This is a genomic window from Actinomyces sp. HPA0247, assembly GCA_000411415.1.
Lineage (GTDB): Bacteria > Actinomycetota > Actinomycetes > Actinomycetales > Actinomycetaceae > Pauljensenia.
Genome location: KE150452.1, coordinates 285,468 through 308,199 on the forward strand (window position 1 = coordinate 285,468; position 22,732 = coordinate 308,199).

Genomic DNA, 22,732 nt, shown 5'->3' on the forward strand with positions numbered 1-22,732 from the left:
GGACCGGCGTCGCCGGCACCCGCGGTACCACCCCGCTTGCCGCTCCCACACCGGGCGCGGCCGCTTCGTTGGGGCTGTATCGGGCCCTCCCGTCCGGTTCTACTGGAGGGGACGAGGCCGTGGCCGGCTTTCGCGTTCCTCTTTCTTCCGGATGCTCCCCGGTGATACCCCGCTGGAGCGGGCCGGATCATAGCGAGAAACAAGTGTAGCGAAGAAAATGCGCGGCGCCCACCGGGCGGAGCGTCTGCCTGCCCACAGCGCACCCGCGAGTGCTCGGCGACGCACGCGCAGACGATGGTCTGGTGGGCCGTAGTCGGCGCGTGACCAAGGAGGCGTGGGCCTCCTGTCCTAGAGTTGTGGGGTGAGTTCGACGGATACGAGACGCCCTGCGCGCCCCTGGGGTGCGTTCATTGGCGTACTGTTTCTCATTGCGTTGGTCGCCGTGTGGGCGGCGCAGGGGACTCTGTCTGGAACAGGTCTACCCGTCGGCCGCGCAGCAACGATCGCCGTCGGCATGACGCTGCAGGCGATTCCTTTCTTGCTCCTGGGCGTGTTCGTTGCTGAGCTCATCGAGGCTTTCGTCTCCCCCGCTCTGATCGCTCGCGTCTTTCCGACGAACCCGCTCGCTTCCGTAGCGACAGCACTCATCGTCGCTTTCTTGCTTCCGGTGTGCGATTGCTCGGCGGTACCGATCTTCCGCTCCCTGTTGCGCAAGGGTGTTCCACTCTCGGCAGCCACGACCCTCATGCTGGCTTCTCCCGCTATCAACCCGCTGGTGATTGCGTCGACCTACTACGCGTTTGGCTCGTGGTCATTGGTCGCCACGCGTATCGGACTGAGCGCTATTGTTGCTCTCTCGGTTGGCCTATCGATGCTGGTTGCTTCTCCGCGAGCGCTGCGGGCGGATAGTGCCTTCCATGACGGCGACGCGTGCGGCTGCGCGGGTGGCTGTGCGGTGCCGGATCGGTCCTTCTCGGGCGTGCTGGGCGCGACGGGGCAGTCTTTTGGCAGGATTCTCCCGTATCTGCTGGGTGGCGTTGCGGCGTCGACGCTGGCTCAAGTGCTGTGGCCAGTGTCTTCTCTGCTCGCGGGGCTTCCCGCTCCCGCTGCACTGGCCCTGATGATGGGTGCCGGTTTTGCGTTGTCTCTGTGTTCATCCTCTGACGCAGTGATTGCCCGTTCTCTCGCTTCGTTGGCGCCCACTGGCGCGCTGATGGGTTTCATGGTGTACGGGCCGATGATGGATGTGAAGAACGTGGCTCTCCTGGCCTCCCAGTTCCGGGGCGCGTTTGTGGTCCGCTTGTTCGTGACGGTGAGCGTGGCTGCTGCCACCGTGATCGGCTGCGCTTGGTGGGCGGGGGTGCTGTCGTGAAGGTTGTGGATCGTCTGGTCCCGGTCGCCGAGTCCTTGTCGTTGGCTTGCCTCGGCGCTGGCTTGCTATGGCTGTCACTGTCGGGTCGCTATGCGTCGTTCGTCCCGTCTTCCGCGCGTCTCGGGATTATCGCCTCGGGAGTTTGTCTGCTCGCATGCTCGCTTGCCCTGTCCGCTCGGCTCGGCTCCAGCAACCACGAGCACACCGACAGCACTCACACTCATCGTGCCCTCTCGCGCGCCCTTGTGGCACTCCTTGCGAGTGCTCTCCTCGTTCTGCCTTTCCGAGTCTCTCCCTCGGAGTTGGCATCGACCGCATGGAACGCTCGCGCAGCCGACGCAGGCACGAGCCCCGGTCTCGACGCTGGAGACGATGGGGACGACTCTGCGTCGACGTCCACCACCCAGGGGGAGGCCTCCCCCACCGCTACTCCGCAGAGTGCGGGCGCTACTCCGCAGAGCGGGGACGGCGCATCGGCCTCGTCGTCGGGGAAGCTGGAGCTGACGACAGATAACTTCTACGATCAGGTTGAGGAGTTGATCGCTCACGGGCGCGCGCACGACGGTGATCACATCGATCTCGTTGGTTTTGTGATGAGCCCGGAGGCGGCTCGCGCACAGGCGTCGATTCCTCGCGTGACGGAGGATGACAGCTTCGCGGTGGCCCGCATGGCCATCTGGTGCTGTGCTGCTGACGCATACCCGATTGGTTTCGTTGTTCGATGGTCCGGCCCCGCGCCCGAGGCGGATAGCTGGGTTCACGTGAGCGGTACGCTGCGCCTGCGCGGCACGAAGGCGCTCGTCATCGATGCTGATTCGGTTGAGGTGACCGATGCACCGAATCCGGAGTTCGTGGTTCAGTCGCGCTGACATGCTGAGGCGACAATCCGGGCGTCGGCTCATATCTCCAAACAGCCCCGCGCGCGGTCAGAGATACGTATACTCTCATCCATCGAATCAACAGTTACATGCCAAGGGTCGCCATGTTCCGCAACGCTCTCGCCGTCACACTCGCCTTCTCCTGCGTGCTCGCAATGAGCGCCTGCGTTCCCAAGACCACTGCGCCAGAGGCAGCACCATCCCCGGCGACCACGACGACACCTACGCCCACGACACCGAGCGCACAACCCGCCTCCCCGTCGCCGAGCACCGTAGCTCGCGACCCGCTCGAGGACAAACCGATGCACGGACTCATCATCGGGGACTCCCTCGTCGACCCCTATCACCCTCGCAGAACTGACGCACGCTTCCGAGCAATCGACCCCACCACGGGGCAGGTGGTCGCCATGCGCATTTTTCGATCGAAACCTGTCGACGAAAACGACGATTTCATCACTGGCCACGACTGCGCCTTTAACGACTGCTATTCCCGTGATTATTCGTACCACACGCGCATATGGGCCAAGAGTTTGACGTCTGCCGAGCACGTCGGATACTACGATACCGACGATAACATCACGGACGTATCTGCCATGGTGCCGCTCCTCGACAAAGACGCAGAGTATTACGATACTGCCCCAACCTTCTCAGCCGACAATTACTTCTACTTCATGCGGGAATACCTTGAAGATGACGGCACACGCTCCATGTATTATCGCGTCGCAATCGGCAGCTCAACGCCGGAACTCGTGCTCACTATCGAACCGTCAGACCCCCGAGATCGTCATCTCAATTTGCTGGCTGGAACAGATCTCACGACGGACATAGATACGGGATGGGCGCAAGGAAACGACGTGAACCACCTGTGCGCAACCATCAACTCGAGCATCTCAAAAGATAACAAGTGCTTCGACCTAGACGACCGCCTCGGAATCTTCAGCTACACCGCGACGGACGCTGCTACTCGCATCAAAGTGGAGCAGGGCTACTACTACGAGGAAAAGAGTCTCTACAAACCCTACGACGACCCGAGGAAATATCGACTGTTCGACGGCTACAGGATTATTGTCAGTCCCGACGCTCAGCAGCTCGCGTTTGTCATGTGGGACAAAACGCATACAGACTATTATCTGCACATCCTCAACGTTGATGGGACCGGCGATCACACGATCCCCGTCGTGGATGACGGTATCAACGGCTATGGTCCAGTCGCCTGGCTCGACTGATCCCACCATTCGTCGCGAGGTGAACACCGCCCCCACAATCCACGTCTATCCGAGAGCGCGTGATTGTTGAGGCGACTGGAGCGACGCACTCAGAGGTGGAGCCGTTCAGCATCGATGCCGATTCGGTTGAGGTGACCGATGCGCCGAATCCGGAGTTTGTGATTCAGTCGCGCTAAATGCACAATTAATAGTGGTGCGGATCACTTAGATTGTTTATGCCCGTTACCTCGGACACAAAATGGCGCGCGTACGGTGAATGAAGCGCACACGGCAGGCGCGGGCGCACCATCTCACCTTCAAGGATGAAGACATGTCATCGACAACAACACTTACTCCCCGCGAAAAGCAAGCGAGGCGCTACGCGACGTCCCTCGCTCTGATCGCCACCCTCGGGCCCTTCTTCTACGGATTCGAAGGCATGGTCCTCAACGCCGCCATCAAGGCGGTGGGATCCACCTTCGAGCTTGGCCCAATCCTGCAGGGCGTTGCAGGCGCAGCAGGCGTCATCGGCGGCCTCATCGGCGCGCTCGCCGCGGGACGCATCTCCGACAAGATCGGCCGCAAGACCACGCTCATGTGGGTCGGCCCCTTCCTGCTCTTCGAGGCCCTCCTCGGCCCCATCTCTCCCCTCCTGGGCAGCTTCGGTTACCCCTTCCTGCTCCTGACCCGCATCGTCGGCGGCATCGGTTTTGGCGCGGCGACCACGGTCGCCCCCGGCTACGTTGCGGAGATCGCTCCCGCTGAGATCCGCGGACGTCTCATCGGCTTCCGTCAGCTCGCGATCATCCTGGGCCTGTTCTTCGCTGGCCTCATCAACACGGCGGTCGTCTCGATCACGGGCGGTGCTGCTAAGCCAGCGTTCGGCGGACTCATGACCTGGCAGGTCCTCTTCGCGTGCCTCATCATCCCGGCCCTCCTCTTCGTCATCTTCACGGCGAAGATCCCCGAGTCTCCGCGCTACCTCGTCTCCGTGGGGCGCACCAAGGAAGCCGAGCAGATCCTGGCCAAGCTGTCCGGCGAGGAAGACCCTGCTGATCGAGTCACGGCCATCACCCAGTCCCTGACGATCACGGGTGGCGCAAAGCTGTCGATCGGACAGATCCTGTCCTCCCAGTGGCGCGGCCTCGTGTTCGTCGGCATGGCGATCGCCGCATTCCAGCAGCTCACCGGCATCAACGGCGTCTTCTTCTACTCGAACTCCCTGTTCGCCGCCGTCGGCTTCACCGAGTCGATGGCCCTGGCCCAGACGCTGCTCATCACCGCGTTCAAGATCGTCGGCGTCCTATCGGGCATCATGTTGGTGGACCGCGTGGGCCGCAAGCGCATGCTCATCTACGGAGGCACGCTCATCTTCGTGTCGCTCGGCGTCGTGGCAACGGTCTTTACGATCGCCCCCACCGTCGACGGCAAGCCCGACGTCGCAGACTCCCCCGTCCTGGCATTCCTGGCGGTCGCGGCTCTGTGCACCTTCCTCCTGGGATTCACCTCCTCGTGGGGCCCCATCTTCTCCATCGTCATGGGAGAGATGTTCCCCAACTCGATTCGCGGTGGCGCCATGTCGCTCGCCTCGGGCGCCGACTTCCTCGTGAACTTCCTGGTTGTTCTCCTCTTCCCCTTACTCATCGGCTGGTCGCCCGCCGGCACCTACTGGATCTACTGCGCCTTCGGTGTCCTCGCGGTCATCTTCACGGCGAAGTTCCTCACCGAGACCAGCGGCGCCGAACTTGAGGACATGGACAAGGTAGTCGCCCAGTAGCAGCGGCCCATCCCCTGATTTCAACGACGAAAAGGCATTGCAATGACTGACAACACGCGGGATATTCCCGATAACGTGCGCAACGTCCTGGTCATCATGACCGACCAGCACCGCACCGACACGATCGGCTGCCTGGGCAACCCACACGCGCGCACCCCCGTCATCGACGCGATGGGCGAATCGGGCTTCGCCTTCACCCACTGCTTCACCCCGACCGCGATCTGCACGCCGGCGCGCGCCTCACTGCTCACCGGCAAGCGCCCGGGCAAGCACCAGGTGCTGGCCAACCCCGAGTGGAACATCGCCTACCAGGTCTCGATCCCCGAGGGCACGTGGACGTACACGCAGGAGCTGCGTGACGCCGGCTACAACGTCGGCATCGTCGGCAAGTACCACTGCGGCTACAATCTGCCCGACAAGTTCGGCGCGGACGACGACACCTACTGGGGCGCCGAAAACCCGGTGGCCAACGAAAAGTACGTCGCCTGGCTCGAGGCCAACAACCTCCCGCCCGTGCGCGCCCACGACCTGTGGCGCGGCAAGCTGCCCGGCGGACGAGACGGCCACATCATCGCCGCGCGCCTTGACCAGCCCGAGGAAGCTACCTTCGAGCGCTTCCTGGCGGACCGTGCGATCGAGAAGCTGCGCGAGTACGCGGCCGACTGGAAGGACTCTTCTCAGCCCTTCTGCCTCGACGTGCACTTCTTCGGGCCTCATCTGCCCTACTTCCTGCCCGACGAGTGGTTCGATCTCATTGATCCCAATGACGTCGAGCTGCCGGAAAACTTCGGCGACTCCCTCATCGGTAAGCCCCCGATTCAGGAGAACTACGCGACCTACTGGTCCACGTCCTCGTTCACGAACGAGCAGTGGAAGAAGCTCATCGCGGTCTACTGGGGTTACACGGCCATGATCGACTTCGAGATCGGACGCATCATGGACGTGGCGCGCGAGCTGGGCATCCTGGACGACACGGCGGTGTTCTTCTGCGCGGACCACGGTGAGTTCACGGGCTCGCATCGCCTCAACGACAAGGGCCCGATGATGTACGACGACATCTACAACGTCCCGTTCATCGCCCACATCCCCGGCGTCTCGACGGTGGGCCGCTCGGACGCGTTCGTCTCCCTCATCGACCTGCCGGCCACGGTCCTGGACATCGCCGGCTTGGACACCTCGCTGGTCGAGGATGGCCGCTCGATCGTGGACCTGACGCGCGGCGAGGACGTCGAGGGCTGGCGCGAGAACATCGTGTGCGAGTTCCACGGCCATCACTTCCCCCTCCAGCAGCGCATGCTGCGCACGCGGGATTTCAAGCTCGTCATCAACCCCGAGTCGATCAACGAGCTCTACGACCTGCGTCTGGATCCGGCCGAGATGAACAACGTGTACCCCGTGCCCGTCTACGACGAGATCCGCAGGGAGTTGGCCACGAACCTCTACCTGCAGCTGCGTGAGCGCGGGGATCACTCCTTCGCCAAGTGGATGGCGGCGATGACGGACTTCGACATCCCGCTGGTGAACACGGCTCGCTCCGACCTCGACGAGGTCACGAGCGACTGACGCAACGCCTCGGCGGCGGGAACATGCAACTTTCCGCCGCCGAGGCAACGCGCCCTCTGCACACCCCACGCAGTGACGCGTATCATAGAAAGTATCAACGAGGCCGAAACGCACCGACCGGACATCAACGACGAAGCGCCGGGAAGGAGAGACATGCACTACCCCACCCGCAGCCCCCTGCCAACCCTGGAAGACCGCATCGTCGCTCACCTGGCCAAAGCCCCGGCCACACGCTCCCAGCTGTGCGAAGCACTCGACACCTCGCGCACAAACCTGGGGCGCGCGCTCACGACCCTCCTCGATGAGGGATCGGTGACGCCGGTGCGTACGAATGCCCCCGGACGAGGCCGCCCCACCCAGCTTCTCACCCTCAACTCATCGGCCGCCCACTGCGTCGGCCTCAACGTCACGCGCACGTCGTGTGCGGGCGTCATGCTCTCGCGCAGCGGCGCGGTCCTTGCCGCTGTCCATATCGTTTCCCCCGCTTCCCCGTCTCTCCAGCTCTCTCTCGAGCAAACCTGTGAAGCACTGGCCGCGAGCGCGGCCCGTCAGGGTATTGACACGTCGACCGTGCGCGCGGTGGGTGTGGGCGCTCCGATTCCGATGGGGCGTAACGCGAGGTTGTCCTCGGATGCGTACCCGAGCGTGGAGGAACTCGCAGCTCTGACGCGTCGCTGGTGGTCTCCCGCTCCGGTGGTTGATAACACCGTGCGCATGGCTGCGCTCGCGGAGGCCATGTGGGGCGCAGGAGCGGACATGTCATCGTTCATTTACCTGCGCCTGTCGGGCGGCGTGGGCGGCTGCGTCGTCTCCGATTTCCGCCTGGTTGGCGGAGCGGGCGGCCTGGCCGGAGAACTAGGACACATGACGGTGGGCGCCAATGACTCACCCTGCGCCTGCGGCAAGCGCGGTTGCCTGGAGACGTTGGCCTCCGTTTCGGCGTTGTGTGAGAGCGCTGGAGTTGGTGACATTGCGGAGCTACGCGGCGCCGTCCTGTCCGGCAATGCACGTGCGCGCGAGGCATTGGACCGGGCGGCGGAGGCTGTCGGCTACGTCCTCGGCTCGGCCGCGCTCCTCATTAATCCGCGAGCCATCATCGTGGCGGGTGAGGTCGTCGACGCTTTTCCCTCTCTGCGGGCCGATATTACGGCTTCCATGTACAAGGAGCTCCTTCCCGTGATGGAGTGGGACATCGATGTCGTGGGGGCATCACTGGGGCCCTTAGGCGCCGCTCAGGCCAGCGCGTACATCGCTGCTCACCCCTCCGAAGATGAGGGTCCCCTCCCCCGTTACACTGAGGATGCTCCGACCCGCGAGGTGGGGTCGGCCTCGTCAATGCGCACGTGCACCGATCACGGGGGCAGGCCGTGACCCGCTCGATCCCTTTCTCCGTTGTCACGAAGCCGACGGGTGCCGCCTGCAACCTGGATTGCCAGTACTGTTTCTTCCTGTCTAAGGAGCTGCTCTATAACACGGCTGCGCAGACCATGTCGGAGCAGACGTTGGAGCGCTACGTGGAGGCCTTTCTCGAGTCGAGTCCCGACGGCGAGGTCACGATGCTGTGGCAGGGCGGGGAGCCGACCCTGCGAGGCCTGGGTTTTTTCGAGCGCCTCATTGCGCTGTGTGAGCGCTACCGCCGGCCCACCCAGCGCGTGCGTCACGCCCTGCAGACGAACGGCACGCTGGTGACCGACGAGTGGGCGCGCTTTTTCGCAGACCACAACTTCCTCGTGGGCGTGTCCATCGACGGGCCCGCTCCCCTGCACGACGCCTACCGCCTCAACCGCGGCGGGCGCGGCACGCACGCGATGGTTGTGCGCGGCTGGGAGGCCCTCGCGCGCGCGGGCGTGGAGACGAACATCCTGTGCACGGTCAACGCAGCGAACGAGGACCACGGGGAGCGGGTGTACCGCTACTTCCGCGACGAGCTTGGGGCCCGCTACCTGCAGTTCATCCCCATTGTGGAGCGCGTGCGCGCGGCCGACCTGGCCCAGGCCGAGCGCGGCTGGAGGTCTGGCACCTCCGCGCTCCTGTACCGCCAGGACGGGGACTGCGTGACCAGCCGTTCCACGTCCCCCGCCTCCTACGGGCGTTTCCTGTGCGAGGTGTTCGACCAGTGGATCGCCGCCGACGTCGGCGAGGTGTTCATCCAGGACATGGATTCGACGCTCTCCGCTCTCTTTGGATCGGCCACGGTGTGCGTCCACGCGCCCCAATGCGGTGCGAACATGGCAATGGAGTTCAACGGCGACGTGTACGCCTGCGATCACTGGGTGGAGCCGGACTGGCTGGTCGGCTCAATCAATTCCTCATCATTCGCGCAGCTGGCAGCATCGGACAAGATGCGCGACTTTGCACGCCTGAAGCCCGACCTCGATGAGGAGTGCCGGTCCTGCCCGCACCTGCGACTGTGCTGGGGCGGCTGTCCGAAAGACAGATTCGTCCGCCGGGGTGAGAGCGTGCACAACTACCTGTGCGAGGGATACCGGGCGTTTTACGAGCACGCCACCCCGGCCCTACGCGCGATGGGCATGCTGATCGCAGCGGGCAGGCCAGCCTCGGACATCATGGATCCCACAGTCGCTTCCTCACTCGGACTTTCCTTGTCCACGTCAACCCGGAATCACCAATGATCATTGAAGCGCTCCTCATCGGCGCATTCGTCGGCATCGTCGTCGGCTCACTCGGCGCAGGTGGCGGCATCCTGTCGGTACCGATCCTCGTCTACATCCTCGACCAAGACCCCCACCAGGCGACGGGCCTGTCCCTCATCATCGTGGGGCTGACAGCCGCCGTTTCGCTGGCGACGCGCGCTCGCAGCGGGAATGTCGCATGGCGCGAGGGAACGGTCTTCGCGCTCGCGGGCCTCGTCGGCACATGGGCGGGGTCAACGCTCGGTCCGCTCGTCTCGGCGCGCACCCTCATGTTGTTGTTCTGCGCTCTCCTGGGAGCGGTCGCGGTGTTCATGGTGCGCTCCCAGCTGCGCGCATCCGCCCCTTCCTCTTCGGACGAGGCCGGGGCCACCTGCGACGACAAGGGTTCCTGGACGCTCGCGACCGTGTTCCGCGTCGTCGCCCTGGCGACGCTGACGGGTTTCCTCACGGGATTCTTCGGCGTCGGCGGCGGGTTCGCCATCGTCCCAGCACTGCACTTGGCGCTGCGCTACCCGATGAAACGCGCATCCGCCACGTCACTGCTGGTCATGGTCATCACCGCCGCCTTCGGCCTGGCCTCACGCACGGTCGCCGGGACCCTGACGATCACCGCCGAGGCCGGGGTCATGGTCGCGCTGTTCACCGCGGCATCGATGGGAGGCGGCATCGTGGGAGCCAAGCTCACCAAGCGAGTGTCGAACCGGGTGCTCGGCCTCGTTTTTGCGGCTCTCCTCGTAGGCGTAGCCGCCTCAACCCTCATAGCCACGGTTGCGTAAAAGGACGCGCGAGACAGATGTCGTCTCGCGCGCCCTCATCGCTTAGCTGGCGGTCGACCCCTCATTCTCGGTTGAGGTGTCAGCACTCCCCTGGCTTCCAGGCTTGCTGCCGGGGCCTCGACCACCCTCCGGAGGGGGTCCCGGGCGGGTGCTACCGGTATCGCCCTGCTCACCGCCCGGCCCCTGCTGCTGGCCATTACCAGGCCCCTGCTGACCACCTGGACCCTGCTGCTGACCGTTACCGGGACCTTGCTGGCCGCCGGGCCCCTGCTGCTGGCCGTTACCCGGACCCTGCTGATCACTTCCGCGACCGGAATCCTCATCCTCGGTCCCGTTACCCCGATCGTTGGAGCCGTCCTCGTATCCCTGCTCGTAGTAGTCCTGTCCATCCCCCATCACGGCGGCATGGGTAATGATGCCCGCGCCGAAGCCGACGGAGAGGATGGCAGCTGCCGCTCCGGCGATGGCCGCGCGCTTACCCCACGAGGTTTTCTTCGGTGCAGGCTCGAGCGTCGCGGCGCTAGCTGCCACGGCCTCGTCACCCGATAGGTCGTCGGCGGAAGATCCCGCGACGGACTCCAGGGGCGTGCCAGCAAACGCATTGTCGGTGTCCTCCTGGGCGACGGGAGGCATCTGTGCCGTTTCCGCCTGGGACACGTGAGTGGGCAGAACTTCGGTCTGATCTGCGCTCTGTGCCTCCGACTGGGGCAGGATCGAGGTGCGCTCGGTGTCACCTGCCGGGTTCTTGTTGTCGTCCGCCATGGGGGACGCTCCTTTCTGCTGATGCATGAATCATTGCCTCGCAGATTAGGAGCGACACATAAGCGGACGTTATGACGAAACTGTGAAAACACTGTGAAATAACCGGTGTTGCACATCACTTTTTGGAGCTTGATTTATTTGTCAGCTCACAACTATCCTGCAACGTTCGCCACCCGACGATCACACTCACGAGGTGACACATGTCCATCAAACCGTTCGCCACAATCCTGTTTGCCACGGCAACCGCACTCGCTCTCAGCGCCTGTGGGTCAGCCTCGACCCCCTCCACCCCCGCCGCGAGCGCCGAGGCCTCCTCCGCGGCTGCGACAGACCCGTCGACCGCACCCATGTCCGGCATTATCTTCGCCGCCGCCGACTACGGCATCGACACGACAGTCACCACCGTGCGAGCCATCGACCCGCAATCGGGCACGATCACGGCGACGCGTACCTTCACCTTCCCGAGCGAGTACCTGTCCGCACCGGGGTACATGTGTGAGTATATGCAGTGCTACTCCCCCGACTTCTCACGCATGATCATCGCGAACGACGACGGCGAGAACGAAAAGGTCGCCGTGGTCTCCACGAACGGCACGCTCACCGTCCTCAATGACGCGATCCCGACGCCGAGCGGACACACCCCCGTGTCCAATCACTTCGCCCAATTCGGCCCCGACGGAGCCATCTACGTGGCCCACATCGACAAGGACGCCGCATCGGATCGCGTCGGTACAATCTACCGTTTCCCCTCAGAAACTGAAGCGCCCGAGGCCGTTCCCACCGACTTTACGGTCGAAAACTACGCGCGATTCCAAGTCATGCCCGACCTGTCTATCCGTCGCACCAAAACCGCGGTGTGGGTCGCCAACGAGGCCGGCGTTGGATGTTTCGGCGCGGACGCCGTCACCCCCGACGGCACGTGCCTGACGATCGACCAAGGCACCATCTACTCCAAGCCGGGCACGCCTCTCGCCCAGACCACCCCGGAGGACCAGACACTGCTCGTTTCCAACTGGACAAAGGTCAGCCTGCCGAGCCTGGAGAGCACTCACACCATCGAGGGATGGCTCGCCGTGAGCCCCGATGGCACGCAGATGGCACTGTACGCGTCGCCCAAGGACCCCTACTCCGACCTCTCACTACACCTCTTCGTCGCCCCCGTCACAGGCGGCGAGGCCACCCAGATCACGACGACCACCGAGGACGTCCCGGGCGTCGTGAGCATCCTGGGCTGGACTCAGTAAAAGACGCGAGGCCGGGACCGCGACGCGCACCCCATCGCGCGAGCGGCCCCGGCCTCGTCCCATGTATGCGACAGACTCAGCGGACCTATTGTCCGATGGTATTCCTGGCCACGAGCGTGTTCGTCGCCTGGGCCACCGGGCGGACGATCATTGAATCGATGTTGACATGGGAGGGGCGCTCCAGGGTCCACACGATCGCCTCGGCGACGTCTTCGGCAACGAGTGGGGCGGCGACTCCCTCGTAGACGCGGTCAGCGGCCTCCTGGGAGCCGAGTCGGTTGAGCGAAAACTCCTCGGTGCGCACCATGCCCGGCGCGATCTCAATGACGCGCACGGGCTCGCCCACCAGCTCCTGGCGCAGCGTGTTGGCAATAACGCGCTCGGCGTGCTTAGCGGCCACGTAGCCACCGCCACCCGGGTAGGTGTCGTGGGCGGCGGTCGAGGTCAGGAAGACGAGGTCTCCCCCGCGCTCGCGCATCCCCGGCAGGAAGGCGCGCGAGCAGTGCAGGGCGGTGAGCACGTTGCGCTCGAACATTGCGCGCCACCTGGCAGGATCGCCGTCGGCGACGCGGTCCACGCCGATTGCCCCACCGGCGTTGTTGACCAGCGCGTCCACGGGGCCGCCCGCCAGGACGTGTGCGGCCATCTCCTCCACCTGCGCCTCATCCGTGAGGTCGGCCGCCCAGTATTCGCAGCCAATTTCAGCGGCGAGGGCCTCCAGGCGCTCGCGGCGCCGGGCCACGGCGACGACCTTCCACCCCCGCTGCGCCAACAGGCGGGCGGTGGCCTGCCCGATTCCGGTGGAGGCTCCAGTGACGACGACGCGGCGAGAAGTGCTCATAGCTCAACAGTAATATCCCCGGGTACGCACCGTCGCACGCACCCGGGGATACTCGCTGGTGTCTCAGCCGTTGGGCAGGCCGTAGGCCTTGTGGATCAGCCAGATCGGGTGGACGACGTTCGCGCCCGTGGCCGTGCGCAGCTGCCAACGGCACGTCTCCGTGTCGCAGGCCGCCAGCTCGGCGTTGACCTGCTTGATGAAGTCGAAGACCGGGGCGCCCACAGCCTGGGCGATCGCGTACTTCTCCTTCTTCATGCCGTACGTGCCCGCGATGCCACAGCAGGGCTGCTCGGAATCCTTGACGGTCACGCCGGGGATCAGGCTCATGAGCTCGATCGCGGGCTTGCCCAGACCCTGGGACTTGACCTGGCAGGGGGCGTGGTACGGGATGGTGACGTCGATGCGCTGGAAGTTCGTGTCCAGTTCACCCTTGTCGTACAGGTGCAGCAAGAACTCGCTGATATCCCACGTGCGGCTACCCACGTCGCGCAGCTCCGGGGTGTCCATCTCGAGGATCTCGTGGGCCTCGTGGCGCAGCATGCCACCACACGAGCCAGACGCGGAGATGATCGGCGCATCGCGATTGACACTGCGCAGATCGTTGGTCAGCTTGGAGACGTACTTGCGCGCGTCGTCGTACAGGCCGTTGGACTGCAGAGCCAGGCCGCAGCAGCCGTGCTTGGGGACCAGGACCTCGTATCCCAGGTGCTCGAGCACCATGACCGAGTGGATCGAGGTCTCGACCTCGAAGTACTGACCGGCGCAGCCATGGAAGAAGATCACCTGACCGCGCGTGCCGGAGTTCGGCAGCGGCGTGTGCTTCTTGAACCAGGACTCGAAGGTGCGCCCATAGGCGCGCGGCATGGGGGCCGAGCGGTGCACACCGATAACGGCCTCCATCGCCATGCGGATCGGCTTGACGTCGAGAGCCCAGTTCGCGATCGGGGCGACCGGGGTCATCATGGTGCCGATCAGGGAGGTGCGGCCAATGAGACGGTCGCGCAGCGGAATACCGTGCGCTTCCTTCATGGCGGTGCGGCGGTGGTGGATGATCTCGGTGACCTTCACGCCCTGGGGGCACACGAGCGAGCAGGTGCCGCAGGAGGAGCAGTAGTCGATGGACTTGTCCACCATCTGCCCGTCCTTGCGGAAGCGCTCGGCCTGCGGGCCGGAGTACTTGGGGCCGGCGAACAGGTCGGTGACGCGCATGACGGGGCACTGGGTCTCGCAGATCGTGCACTTGACGCAGGAGTCGAGGCTTGCGCGCAGCGCGGCGTCACCGGCGAGGGCGAAGACGTCCTCTTCCTCCACGCCCGGTCCCATCAGCGTTGACATTTCCAGGGTCATTTCAGTTCCTCCACGATCGAGTCGACGGCCGCGAGTGCGCTGGCCAGCGCGATTCCTTCGCCGCTCTTTTCGCGCCAGCGGGTAGCGCCGGCCAGGTTTCCTCCGGCCGCGTACAGGTTCGGGCAGACGGGCGCGCCTTCCTCGTTCAGGACGCGCATGTTGTCGTCGATGGCGAGGCCGGCCAGGAAGAGGGACTGATCCTCGCCCCAGAAGTCGGCGTGCAGGAGCTGTCCGGAGGCGCCCATGACGGGCAGGCCGCAGATGGTTTCGCGCACGGTGCCGTAGGAGTCCATGTCGAGGGCGCCGGATTCGAAGCCGCCGGCGGCCAGGATGAGGGATCGGGTTTCCACGGTCGTGGAGCGTCCCGCGCTGGCGTATTCGACTCCGCTCACGCGTCCGTCTGCCGTGTGCACGGCCTTGATCGGGGATCCGAGGATGACGCGGCACGTGGATGAGGCGATGCGGGTCAGCAGGGCGTTGAGGCGCATGCCGGGTACCGACGGGGGCTGAATCGGGATCTCGAAGACTCGGTGGCCGAGCTTATCCGCCAGGTCGCGCCACGCGTTCGGGTCGTCGAGGCCGAGGACGGCGGGCAGGCCGACAATCTCGCCATCTTCCAGGAGGGGACGAATCTGGTCTGCCAAGCGTGCGCGATTCTCCTCGCGGTCGAGGCTGCGCGCGTGGTTGGTGCCGGTCGAGTCGACCTCTCCTTCGCGCACGACGTAGTCGACGGACAGGGCGCGCGCCTTGATCGGTGCGCCGTCAGGTCCGTTCTGTCGCGTCAGGTTTTCGGCGACGAGGCTGGGGTAAAAGTCCTTCAAGCGCGCCAGTCCCACGATCGCATAGCGCGCGCCCGCCTGGGGGATGCCGGCCTCCATGGAGGGAGGAATCAGGCAGGTGGGGCGCAGCGCACCGACACCGGTGGGGATGCGCACGTTGCGGGCCTCATCGCCGATGAGCACATCGGAACCGACCAGGTCTCGAAGCCACGCAACGGATGCACCGACAAAGTCGGGGGTGACGTGCGCGTAGGGGTGGGTGGGGCGGGAGGCCACGTGGGCTTCCAGCGCCTCGAGGGGCGCCTCGACCGGCTCGGGACGGTAGCCGAGAATGTCGACCGTGCCCGTGCCGAGCTGGATGCCGCCGATGCCCTTCGTGATGAGGGTGACGCTCAGGCCTGCGTCAGCTGCCTTGATTGCTGCGGCCAGGCCTGCCAGGCCCGCGCCGATAACGACGACGTCTCTCATCGAACAACCTCCTCGCTGGGTGCGGGCAGGTGCTCGACGTCGAGCGTGCCCTCGTGGATCCAGGCGTCCAGTGCTGCCTGCCTGGCTTGCTTCCCAAACATGATGGGCCACAGGCCGATCCAGCGGTTCTTCAGGAAGAGACGCAGGAGGGAGTTGGCGCGCATCGAGTCAATATCTCCACGCTCGTGGGCGATGCCCGCGGCTCGCTGAGAGCAGAAGCCACCTTGGCAGGGGCCCATGCCCAGGCGCATCTGGCGACGCACGTCGTCGAGTTGCCCCTTGGGCAGGGTGTCCATGACGTTCTCGAGCATGGCGCGCGTGGCCATCTCGCACTCGCAGATGATCTGCTCGTGGGAGGGGGATTCGTTGCGCGATTCGACATTGTCGAGGCGGTGGCCGATCGTGTACAGGCGCGCTTCCTTGGCGGGCGGGACGGCCTCGTCGGCTGTCTTGCAGGCGCGCTGCTCGCCCATCTCCTCGCACATGATGTCGACAATGCGCTCGGCCATGAGGCGGTAGGTGGTGAGTTTGCCGCCCGCGATGGTGAGCATGCCGTAAACGCCATCGCGCGTGTTGTGGTCGATGATGCTCATGCCGCGCGCCATGTGGCGGGTGTCAGTCGCGGACACTCGGGAGTCCTTGACGAGGGGGCGTGCTCCGGCCCAGGCGTGCACGGCACGGGACTTGCGGAAGCCGGGGATCATGGCTTCACCGGCGTCGAGCATCTGCTGGACCTGGTCGGCGGGGATGGAGAGGCGATCCGGGTCGTCGGCCTTCAGGTCGGTCGTGCCGATGATGCACACGGTGTGGTCGGGCACGAGAATGTCGCCGTCGGCGGGCCACACGCAGCGGTTAATGACTGAGTGGCTCAAGCGGTGATTCATGGCGATCATGATGCCGGCGCCCGGGACGACGTCGACGCCGTGGCAGTTCGCCATGGCAGCAATCTGTCCGGCCCAGGGGCCGCCGCAGTTGAGGACGAACCCGCATTCGATGCGCACGTCCTCGCCGCCGCGCTCGTCGTGAACGATGACGGCGCTGACGCGATCGCCCTCGCGTTCGACGGAGGTCACGCGGTGGTAGGTCAGGACCTGCGCCCCGTATGCCTGCGCGGAGCGGATCGCTCCCCAGGTCATCTGCCAGCCATCAACCGTGCCGTCCTGGACCTCGAAGGCTCGCTTGATACGCGGATCGAGCCGGGGTTCGCGGCGCAGGGCCTCGGCAATGGAGATTTCCGCAGCGGGCACCTTTGCAGCCGCTGCACGAGCCAGGAACTGGTCCGCGTACTCTTCATCGTCGTGGGCCGTCACCACGAAGAGGCCACCGGTCGCCTCGATCGCGTTGGCGTTGATGCGCTTGACGATTTCATTTTCTTCGGCGCATTCAGTGGCCGACTCAGGATCGGACGCAATGTAGCGACCACCCGAGTGGAGCAGACCGTGGAAGCGACCCGAGGTTCCCTGAGCGATATCGGCCCGATCGACGAGGACGGCTGAGAAGCCGCGCATGGCGACGTCGCGGACGACGCCGGCACCGGTGGATCCGCCACCGATGACACACACGTCAGTGCGAAGTGTCTTCACCGTTAAAAATCCCTTCACCTGTTGATGAGGAAGTGCCTCATTGCTGCCTCCATCATGCGCCTTATGAGCCCGATTGCACGAATGCACACACGACTCTGCACATATGTGCACGGCACTGTGCTAGCAAAATGACATCCGCACTCATCCGCACAACTCTGGGCAAAATCAGGGAATTACACACCATGCACATCACGTAATTTCGGATGACTCACGCCCCGTGGACACTCATCCCACGCCATCGGCCCCTCTCCCCCTAGAGTTAAGGCATGACGAATACACTGCTGGCACGAGTCCTCGACACCGAGTACACCGATTCGACGGTGCGCCCCCAGGACGACTTCTACCGCCACGTCAACGGCACCTGGCTGGCGACGCACACGATCCCCGCGGATCGCCCCATGGACGGGGCCTTCCACGCGCTACGCGACGCCTCAGAAAAGTATGCCCGAGCGATTGCTCAAGACGCGGCGGCAGGCACCCTGGACGATCCGGACGCCGATCGCATCGCCACCCTGTGGACCCAATTCCTCGACGAAGACACCATCGAGGCAGCCGGTGCCACCCCCCTGCGCCCCGACCTCGACGCGATCAACGCGTGCGCCACCCACGAGGAGCTCGCCCGCGAAATGGGCCGCCTCATGCGCGAGGGCATCGGAGGCCTCGTCGGCGCATACGTGGGGACGGACCCCCACGACTCCTCCCGCTACATGATCTCCCTCGTCCAGTCAGGTATCGGACTGCCCGACGAGGCCTACTACCGCGAAGAGGACTACGCACCGATCCGACAGGCCTACGTCGCGCACACAGCTCGTCTTCTCGCCCTCGCTGGCGTGGACGACGCCGAAGGAGCGGCCACGCGCATCATGGAGCTCGAGACCGCGCTCGCCTCACACCACCGCGACTCCGTGACCAACCGCGATCCCCTGCTCTCCGACAACCCCACACCGTGGGAGGAGCTCGCCACACTCGCGCCCGGATTCGACTGGGACGCGTGGGCGAGCGGCGCACGCATGCCCGTCGCCGGCCTCGTCGTCAACGTCGACCAGCCCGACTTCCTCAAGGCCGCCGCCGCCCTGTGGGCCACCACCGACCTGTCCGTCCTCAAGGAGTGGCTGAGCGCCTCGGCCATCGACTGCCACGCTTCCCTCCTCTCTGGCGACTTCGTGAACGAAAACTTCGACTTCCACGGTCGCACGCTGTCGGGCACGCAAGAGCTGCGTCCGCGCTGGAAGCGCGCTCTCGGTCTCATCGAGGCCTACCTGGGCGAGGCCATGGGCCGCGCGTGGGTTGCACGCCACTTCCCGCCCAACGCCAAGGAGGCAATGGACTCACTGGTGCGCCGCCTCCTCGATGCCTACGGCGAGTCGATCCGCGGCCTCGACTGGATGAGCGAAGACACGAAGGTCAAAGCGCTCGACAAGCTGGCAACCTTCAACCCCAAGATCGGTTACCCCGTCAAGTGGCGCGACTATTCGACCCTGCACCTGGATCCGAAGGCTTCCATCGTCGACAACGTGCGCGCCGCCAACGCCCACGCCACCGACCGCGAATGGGCCAAGCTGGGCCGCCCGGTCGACCGCGACGAGTGGTACATGACTCCTCAGACGGTCAACGCCTACTACAACCCCACGCAGAACGAAATCGTCTTCCCCGCCGCGATCCTCCAGCCCCCATTCTTCGACACCGAGGCTGACGACGCGGTGAACTTCGGGGCAATCGGCGCGGTGATCGGCCACGAGATCGGTCACGGCTTCGACGACCAGGGGTCGCGCTACGACGGAGCGGGAAACCTCTCAAACTGGTGGACGGACGAGGACCGCGCTGCCTTCGAAGAACGCACTCACGCACTTATCGCGCAGTACGACGCCCTCACCCCCGCGATCCTCCTCGAGCAGCACGACAACGAGGAATCCGAGGCGGGCGAGGACACTGAACGCGCTCTCCCCCACGTCAACGGCGCGCTCACGATCGGCGAGAACATCGGCGACCTCGGCGGCCTGACGATCGCATGGAAGGCCTGGGCCTCCGCGCTCGCAGAGCAGGGCCTCACGCCCCAGACGGCGCCCGTCATCGATGGAATCTCGGGACCGCAGCGTTTCTTCTACTCGTGGGCTCGCGCCTGGCGGACGGCCACGCGCCCCCAGTTTGCGCGCCAAATGCTGGCAATCGACCCACACTCCCCCGCAGAGTTCCGATGCAACCAGGTACTTCGCAACCTTGACACTTTCGCCCGGGCATTCGACGTCACCTCTGACGACGACATGTGGCTCGACCCCTCCCAGCGCGTCACCATCTGGTAGAAGCGTGTCCCAGCCGACAAATTTCGGCGCGCCCCGCGCAATCACCCCCAACACATGACAACATAGGAATGTTGAGCGCAACAGCGCCCCCATTCCATCGACGGAAAGGCACCCCATGCCAGGCCTGAACCTGACTCGCGAGGAAGCGACCGAGCGAGCCTCGATCATTTCCTCTGTGACCCGCTACGAGATCTCACTGGACCTCACGCGCGGAGACACCGACTTCGGTTCATTCACCCGCATCGAGTTTGACGCGCGCGAAGGCGCCTCCACGTTCGCTGACCTCGTGTCCAACAACGTCCACTCGATCACGCTGAACGGCAACGCCCTGGACCCCTTCACGGTTCACCAGGACAACCGCATCGCGCTGGAGAACCTGGCCGAGCACAACGTCCTTGAAGTTGAGGCGTCCTGCCAGTACATGCACACGGGCGAGGGCCTGCACCGCTTCGTCGACCCCGCCGACGGCCAGGCCTACACCTACTCGCAGTTCGAGGTTCCGGACGCTCGCCGCGTGTACACCACCTTCGAGCAGCCCGACCTGAAGTCCACCTTCACGCTGACGGTGAAGGCCCCCAAGGGCTGGAAGGTCTTCTCGAACGCTCCGACCCCTTCCCCTGAGGAAGAGGGCGAGGCCTGGATCTACCGCTTCGCGACCACCGAGGTGATGTCGACCTACATCACGGCGATCGTCGCAGGCCCCTACGAGGGCACGACGGCCACACTCACTTCCTCCGACGGCCGCACGATCGACCTGGGTGTCTACGCCCGCGCCTCGATCGTTGAGCACCTGGATGCCGACGAAATCATCGACATCACTCGACGCGGCTTCGAGTTCTTCGAGGGCGCGTACGGCATCGCCTACCCCTTCACCAAGTACGACCAGATCTTCGTGCCCGAATACAACGCGGGCGCCATGGAGAACGCCGGCTGCGTGACTTTCCGCGACGCCTACGTGTTCCGTACGCGTCCCACCGAGGCTCAGATGGAGGCTCGCGCCAACACGATCCTGCACGAGCTGGCGCACATGTGGTTCGGTGACCTTGTCACCATGAAGTGGTGGAACGACCTGTGGCTCAACGAGTCCTTCGCCGAGTTCATGAGCCACCTGGCTCTGGCCGAGGCTACCAAGTACACCGAGGGCTGGACCGGGTTCATGGTCCGCAAGGACTGGGGCCTCAAGCAGGATCAGCTGCCCACCACCCACCCGATCACGGCTGAGATCCGCGACCTGGCCGATGTTGAGGTCAACTTCGACGGCATCACCTATGCCAAGGGTGCCTCCGTGCTGCGTCAGCTCGTCTCCTACGTGGGACGCGACGCGTTCTTCGCGGGCCTGCACGAGTACCTGACGAAGCACTCCTACTCCAACGCGACGCTGGACGACCTGCTCTCCGAGCTGGCCGCGGCCTCGGGCCGAGACCTGGCCTCGTGGTCGAAGGTCTGGCTGGAGGAAGCCGGCGTCACCCTCCTGCGTCCGGTCATTACCACGGCCGAGGACGGCACGATCGAGCGCCTTGAGATCACGCAGGAAGCTTTCTCCGAAGGGGCATCCCTGCGTCCGCACCGCATGGGCGTGGCCGGCTACTCACTGACCGAGGAGGGCACGCTGACGCAGGTCTTCCGCGAGGAGCTCGACGTCGACGGCGCCTCCACGGTGGTCGAAGCTGCCGCGGGTATCGCTCGTCCGGACTTCATCCTTGTCAACGACGGCGACCTCGGCTACGCCAAGGTACGCCTCGATGAGCAGTCCCTGGCCTTCGCGGTTGCTAACATCACCAAGTTCACGGATTCGCTGACCCGCGGCGTCGTCATGGCCTCCGCGTGGGACATGACCCGTGACGGCGAGATGCCGGCGCGCGATTACCTGAACCTGGCGCTGCGCGCCGTGCCCGTCGAGGACAACATGAGCCTCCTGACGCTCACCCTGCGTCACATCGACGAGGCCGTGCGTACCTTCGTCGCACCCGAGTTCCGCGCCGAGGCTGCCGAAGATACCGGCCGTCGCCTGCTCCTCCTGGCACGCACCGCTGCCTCCGGCTCCGATGCACAGCGCATGCTCGTCGCTGCCGCCGCCCGCAACGCGACCAGCACCGAGCAGTTTGAAGCCATCCGCGCCCTCTACGACGGCACCCAGACCCTGGACGGCCTGGACCTCGACGTTGACCTCAAGTGGGGCCTGCTGATCGCCCTCGTGCGCGGCAACGCTGCGACCGAGGAGGACATCGCAGCCCTGGAGGCCACCGACGACACGATGACCGGCCACCAGAATGCCGCCGCCGCTCGAGCGGCTCGCGCCGGTGAATGGATCAAGGCCGACGTGTGGGACAAGGTCCTGACCGACACCTCCATCCCCAACGACACCCGTTGGGCGATGATCTCGGGCTTCTGGGCGCAGGCACGCACCAACCCGTCGGCCTACGCAACCTACGTGGGCGAATACTTCGAAGCGCTGGCGGGCATCTGGGAGACCTTCACCTTCCACACCGCCGAAGACCTCACAACGCTGCTGTTCCCGAACGCCATCGCGGGCTACGCCCCCGAGGTCGACGTGGTCGCTTCCGGCAAGGCCTGGATCGAAGCTCACGCGGATGCCTCCGCCGGCACGATCCGCATCATCCGCGAGCTCATCGACGTGTGTGAGCGTCAGATCGCCAACCAGGCGGTGGATGCGGGCTGATCAGCCTTTCGTTAGCGTCAGGGGGCGTGGCCATGCGGCCACGCCCCCTCGTCTGACCATTCCGTGCGTTGGTTTGTCACGGCTCCATGTCAAGGGAGAACCCGGGCTCGGCTTACGACCAGGCCCGGGTTACTCACTCAGTGACGCCGATGCCAGGGTTGAGCCTCACAAGCGATGCCGTCACCATCACGGTCGAGATCCAGACTGTAGCCCGGATCGCCCCTATGCAGCGGAGCCCTGCCTGCACGCCTCACCTCGTCGCAGTTCTTGTAGTACGCAGAGGACGACGAGCCGCTACCGCCACTCGCGGAGGAACCCGACGTTTCGGGGTAGAGGCCCCACCACACACCCGAGTCATAGAACCAGTGGCGTTCACCGCCGATCCACTGGGTGCCCGTCACCATCGCTCCGGAGGCGTTGAGGTAGTACCAGGCACCACCCTGGCTGAGCCAGCCGGTCACCATCGCACCAGACTCATTGAAGTAGTACCAGGTGCCGCCAAT

Annotated in this window: 17 protein-coding genes; 11 read left to right on the forward strand and 6 right to left on the reverse strand. The window is 64.9% G+C overall.

The features are described from left to right. Positions 1 to 361 precede the first annotated feature (361 nt). The 8 genes from HMPREF1478_RS09345 to HMPREF1478_RS09385 all read left to right on the forward strand — a co-directional run bounded on the left by HMPREF1478_RS09345 (position 362) and on the right by HMPREF1478_RS09385 (position 10,225). Positions 362 to 1,372, forward strand: coding sequence for a permease (locus HMPREF1478_RS09345; protein WP_016461827.1), 1,011 nt, complete (start codon positions 362 to 364; stop codon positions 1,370 to 1,372). Further along, on the forward strand, positions 1,369 to 2,241 hold the full coding sequence (locus HMPREF1478_RS09350; RefSeq protein ID WP_016461828.1) for a TIGR03943 family putative permease subunit: 873 nt from the start codon (positions 1,369 to 1,371) through the stop codon (positions 2,239 to 2,241). The genes HMPREF1478_RS09345 and HMPREF1478_RS09350 overlap by 4 nt, the downstream gene beginning before the upstream one ends. A gap of 113 nt (positions 2,242 to 2,354) precedes the next feature. Continuing rightward, positions 2,355 to 3,476: a hypothetical protein gene (locus HMPREF1478_RS09360; protein ID WP_016461829.1), complete on the forward strand. Its 1,122-nt coding sequence runs from the start codon at positions 2,355 to 2,357 to the stop codon at positions 3,474 to 3,476. 310 nt (positions 3,477 to 3,786) lie between these two features. Continuing rightward, entirely contained in the window at positions 3,787 to 5,232 is a 1,446-nt protein-coding gene (locus tag HMPREF1478_RS09365) for a sugar porter family MFS transporter (RefSeq protein WP_016461830.1), read from the forward strand. Positions 5,233 to 5,274: 42 nt separating this feature from the next. After that, positions 5,275 to 6,795, forward strand: coding sequence for a sulfatase family protein (locus HMPREF1478_RS09370; protein ID WP_016461831.1), 1,521 nt, complete (start codon positions 5,275 to 5,277; stop codon positions 6,793 to 6,795). 153 nt (positions 6,796 to 6,948) lie between these two features. Continuing rightward, a complete protein-coding gene (locus tag HMPREF1478_RS09375; RefSeq protein WP_016461832.1) occupies positions 6,949 to 8,166 on the forward strand; it encodes an ROK family transcriptional regulator in 1,218 nt (405 codons plus the stop codon). Next, complete coding sequence (locus tag HMPREF1478_RS09380; RefSeq protein ID WP_016461833.1) at positions 8,163 to 9,428, forward strand: anaerobic sulfatase maturase; 1,266 nt, start codon at positions 8,163 to 8,165, stop codon at positions 9,426 to 9,428. The genes HMPREF1478_RS09375 and HMPREF1478_RS09380 overlap by 4 nt, the downstream gene beginning before the upstream one ends. After that, positions 9,425 to 10,225 carry a sulfite exporter TauE/SafE family protein gene (locus HMPREF1478_RS09385; protein WP_016461834.1) on the forward strand — a complete coding sequence of 267 codons (801 nt, stop codon included), beginning with the start codon at positions 9,425 to 9,427 and terminating at the stop codon, positions 10,223 to 10,225. The genes HMPREF1478_RS09380 and HMPREF1478_RS09385 overlap by 4 nt, the downstream gene beginning before the upstream one ends. Positions 10,226 to 10,267: 42 nt before the next feature. On the opposite strand, the gene HMPREF1478_RS09390 is transcribed toward HMPREF1478_RS09385, so the two are convergent. Next, on the reverse strand, positions 10,268 to 10,987 hold the full coding sequence (locus HMPREF1478_RS09390) for a hypothetical protein (RefSeq protein WP_016461835.1): 720 nt from the start codon (positions 10,985 to 10,987) through the stop codon (positions 10,268 to 10,270). A 200-nt stretch (positions 10,988 to 11,187) separates the two neighbouring features. Here HMPREF1478_RS09390 and HMPREF1478_RS09395 point away from each other — a divergent pair, with 200 nt between their 5' ends. Further along, positions 11,188 to 12,231: a hypothetical protein gene (locus tag HMPREF1478_RS09395; protein ID WP_016461836.1), complete on the forward strand. Its 1,044-nt coding sequence runs from the start codon at positions 11,188 to 11,190 to the stop codon at positions 12,229 to 12,231. Positions 12,232 to 12,316: 85 nt separating this feature from the next. On the opposite strand, the gene HMPREF1478_RS09400 is transcribed toward HMPREF1478_RS09395, so the two are convergent. The 4 genes from HMPREF1478_RS09400 to glpA all read right to left on the reverse strand — a co-directional run bounded on the left by HMPREF1478_RS09400 (position 12,317) and on the right by glpA (position 17,249). Further along, the gene (locus HMPREF1478_RS09400; RefSeq protein WP_016461837.1) at positions 12,317 to 13,072 is read right to left on the reverse strand and encodes an SDR family oxidoreductase; all 756 of its coding nucleotides are present in this window, start codon (positions 13,070 to 13,072) and stop codon (positions 12,317 to 12,319) included. Positions 13,073 to 13,135: 63 nt separating this feature from the next. Beyond that, positions 13,136 to 14,419 carry an anaerobic glycerol-3-phosphate dehydrogenase subunit C gene (locus HMPREF1478_RS09405; protein WP_016461838.1) on the reverse strand — a complete coding sequence of 428 codons (1,284 nt, stop codon included), beginning with the start codon at positions 14,417 to 14,419 and terminating at the stop codon, positions 13,136 to 13,138. Then, on the reverse strand, positions 14,416 to 15,666 hold the full coding sequence (gene glpB / locus HMPREF1478_RS09410; protein WP_016461839.1) for a glycerol-3-phosphate dehydrogenase subunit GlpB: 1,251 nt from the start codon (positions 15,664 to 15,666) through the stop codon (positions 14,416 to 14,418). Before glpB ends, HMPREF1478_RS09405 begins: the two co-directional genes overlap by 4 nt. Further along, on the reverse strand, positions 15,663 to 17,249 hold the full coding sequence (gene glpA, locus HMPREF1478_RS09415; protein ID WP_016461840.1) for an anaerobic glycerol-3-phosphate dehydrogenase subunit GlpA: 1,587 nt from the start codon (positions 17,247 to 17,249) through the stop codon (positions 15,663 to 15,665). Before glpA ends, glpB begins: the two co-directional genes overlap by 4 nt. Before the next feature lie 266 nt (positions 17,250 to 17,515). On the opposite strand from glpA, the gene HMPREF1478_RS09420 reads away from it, so the two are divergent. Continuing rightward, positions 17,516 to 19,549, forward strand: a complete 2,034-nt coding sequence (locus HMPREF1478_RS09420; RefSeq protein ID WP_016461841.1) for a M13 family metallopeptidase — start codon at positions 17,516 to 17,518, stop codon at positions 19,547 to 19,549. 115 nt (positions 19,550 to 19,664) lie between these two features. After that, the gene (pepN, locus tag HMPREF1478_RS09425) at positions 19,665 to 22,229 is read left to right on the forward strand and encodes an aminopeptidase N (protein WP_016461842.1); all 2,565 of its coding nucleotides are present in this window, start codon (positions 19,665 to 19,667) and stop codon (positions 22,227 to 22,229) included. A 137-nt stretch (positions 22,230 to 22,366) separates the two neighbouring features. On the opposite strand, the gene HMPREF1478_RS10900 is transcribed toward pepN, so the two are convergent. Then, positions 22,367 to 22,732 (reverse strand): excalibur calcium-binding domain-containing protein (locus tag HMPREF1478_RS10900; protein WP_232207467.1); only part of this gene is annotated, 366 nt, incomplete at its 5' end.

Bases quoted from the DNA above. Each gene is read 5' to 3' on its own strand.
- HMPREF1478_RS09360 (WP_016461829.1), top strand. From the start codon at position 2,355: ATGTTCCGCAACGCTCTCGCCGTCACACTCGCCTTCTCCTGCGTGCTC.
- HMPREF1478_RS09365 (WP_016461830.1), top strand. From the start codon at position 3,787: ATGTCATCGACAACAACACTTACTCCCCGCGAAAAGCAAGCGAGGCGC.
- HMPREF1478_RS09370 (WP_016461831.1), top strand. From the start codon at position 5,275: ATGACTGACAACACGCGGGATATTCCCGATAACGTGCGCAACGTCCTG.
- HMPREF1478_RS09375 (WP_016461832.1), top strand. From the start codon at position 6,949: ATGCACTACCCCACCCGCAGCCCCCTGCCAACCCTGGAAGACCGCATC.
- HMPREF1478_RS09385 (WP_016461834.1), top strand. From the start codon at position 9,425: ATGATCATTGAAGCGCTCCTCATCGGCGCATTCGTCGGCATCGTCGTC.
- HMPREF1478_RS09390 (WP_016461835.1), bottom strand. From the start codon at position 10,987: ATGGCGGACGACAACAAGAACCCGGCAGGTGACACCGAGCGCACCTCG.
- HMPREF1478_RS09395 (WP_016461836.1), top strand. From the start codon at position 11,188: ATGTCCATCAAACCGTTCGCCACAATCCTGTTTGCCACGGCAACCGCA.
- HMPREF1478_RS09400 (WP_016461837.1), bottom strand. From the start codon at position 13,072: ATGAGCACTTCTCGCCGCGTCGTCGTCACTGGAGCCTCCACCGGAATC.
- HMPREF1478_RS09405 (WP_016461838.1), bottom strand. From the start codon at position 14,419: ATGACCCTGGAAATGTCAACGCTGATGGGACCGGGCGTGGAGGAAGAG.
- glpB (WP_016461839.1), bottom strand. From the start codon at position 15,666: ATGAGAGACGTCGTCGTTATCGGCGCGGGCCTGGCAGGCCTGGCCGCA.
- HMPREF1478_RS09420 (WP_016461841.1), top strand. From the start codon at position 17,516: ATGACGAATACACTGCTGGCACGAGTCCTCGACACCGAGTACACCGAT.
- pepN (WP_016461842.1), top strand. From the start codon at position 19,665: ATGCCAGGCCTGAACCTGACTCGCGAGGAAGCGACCGAGCGAGCCTCG.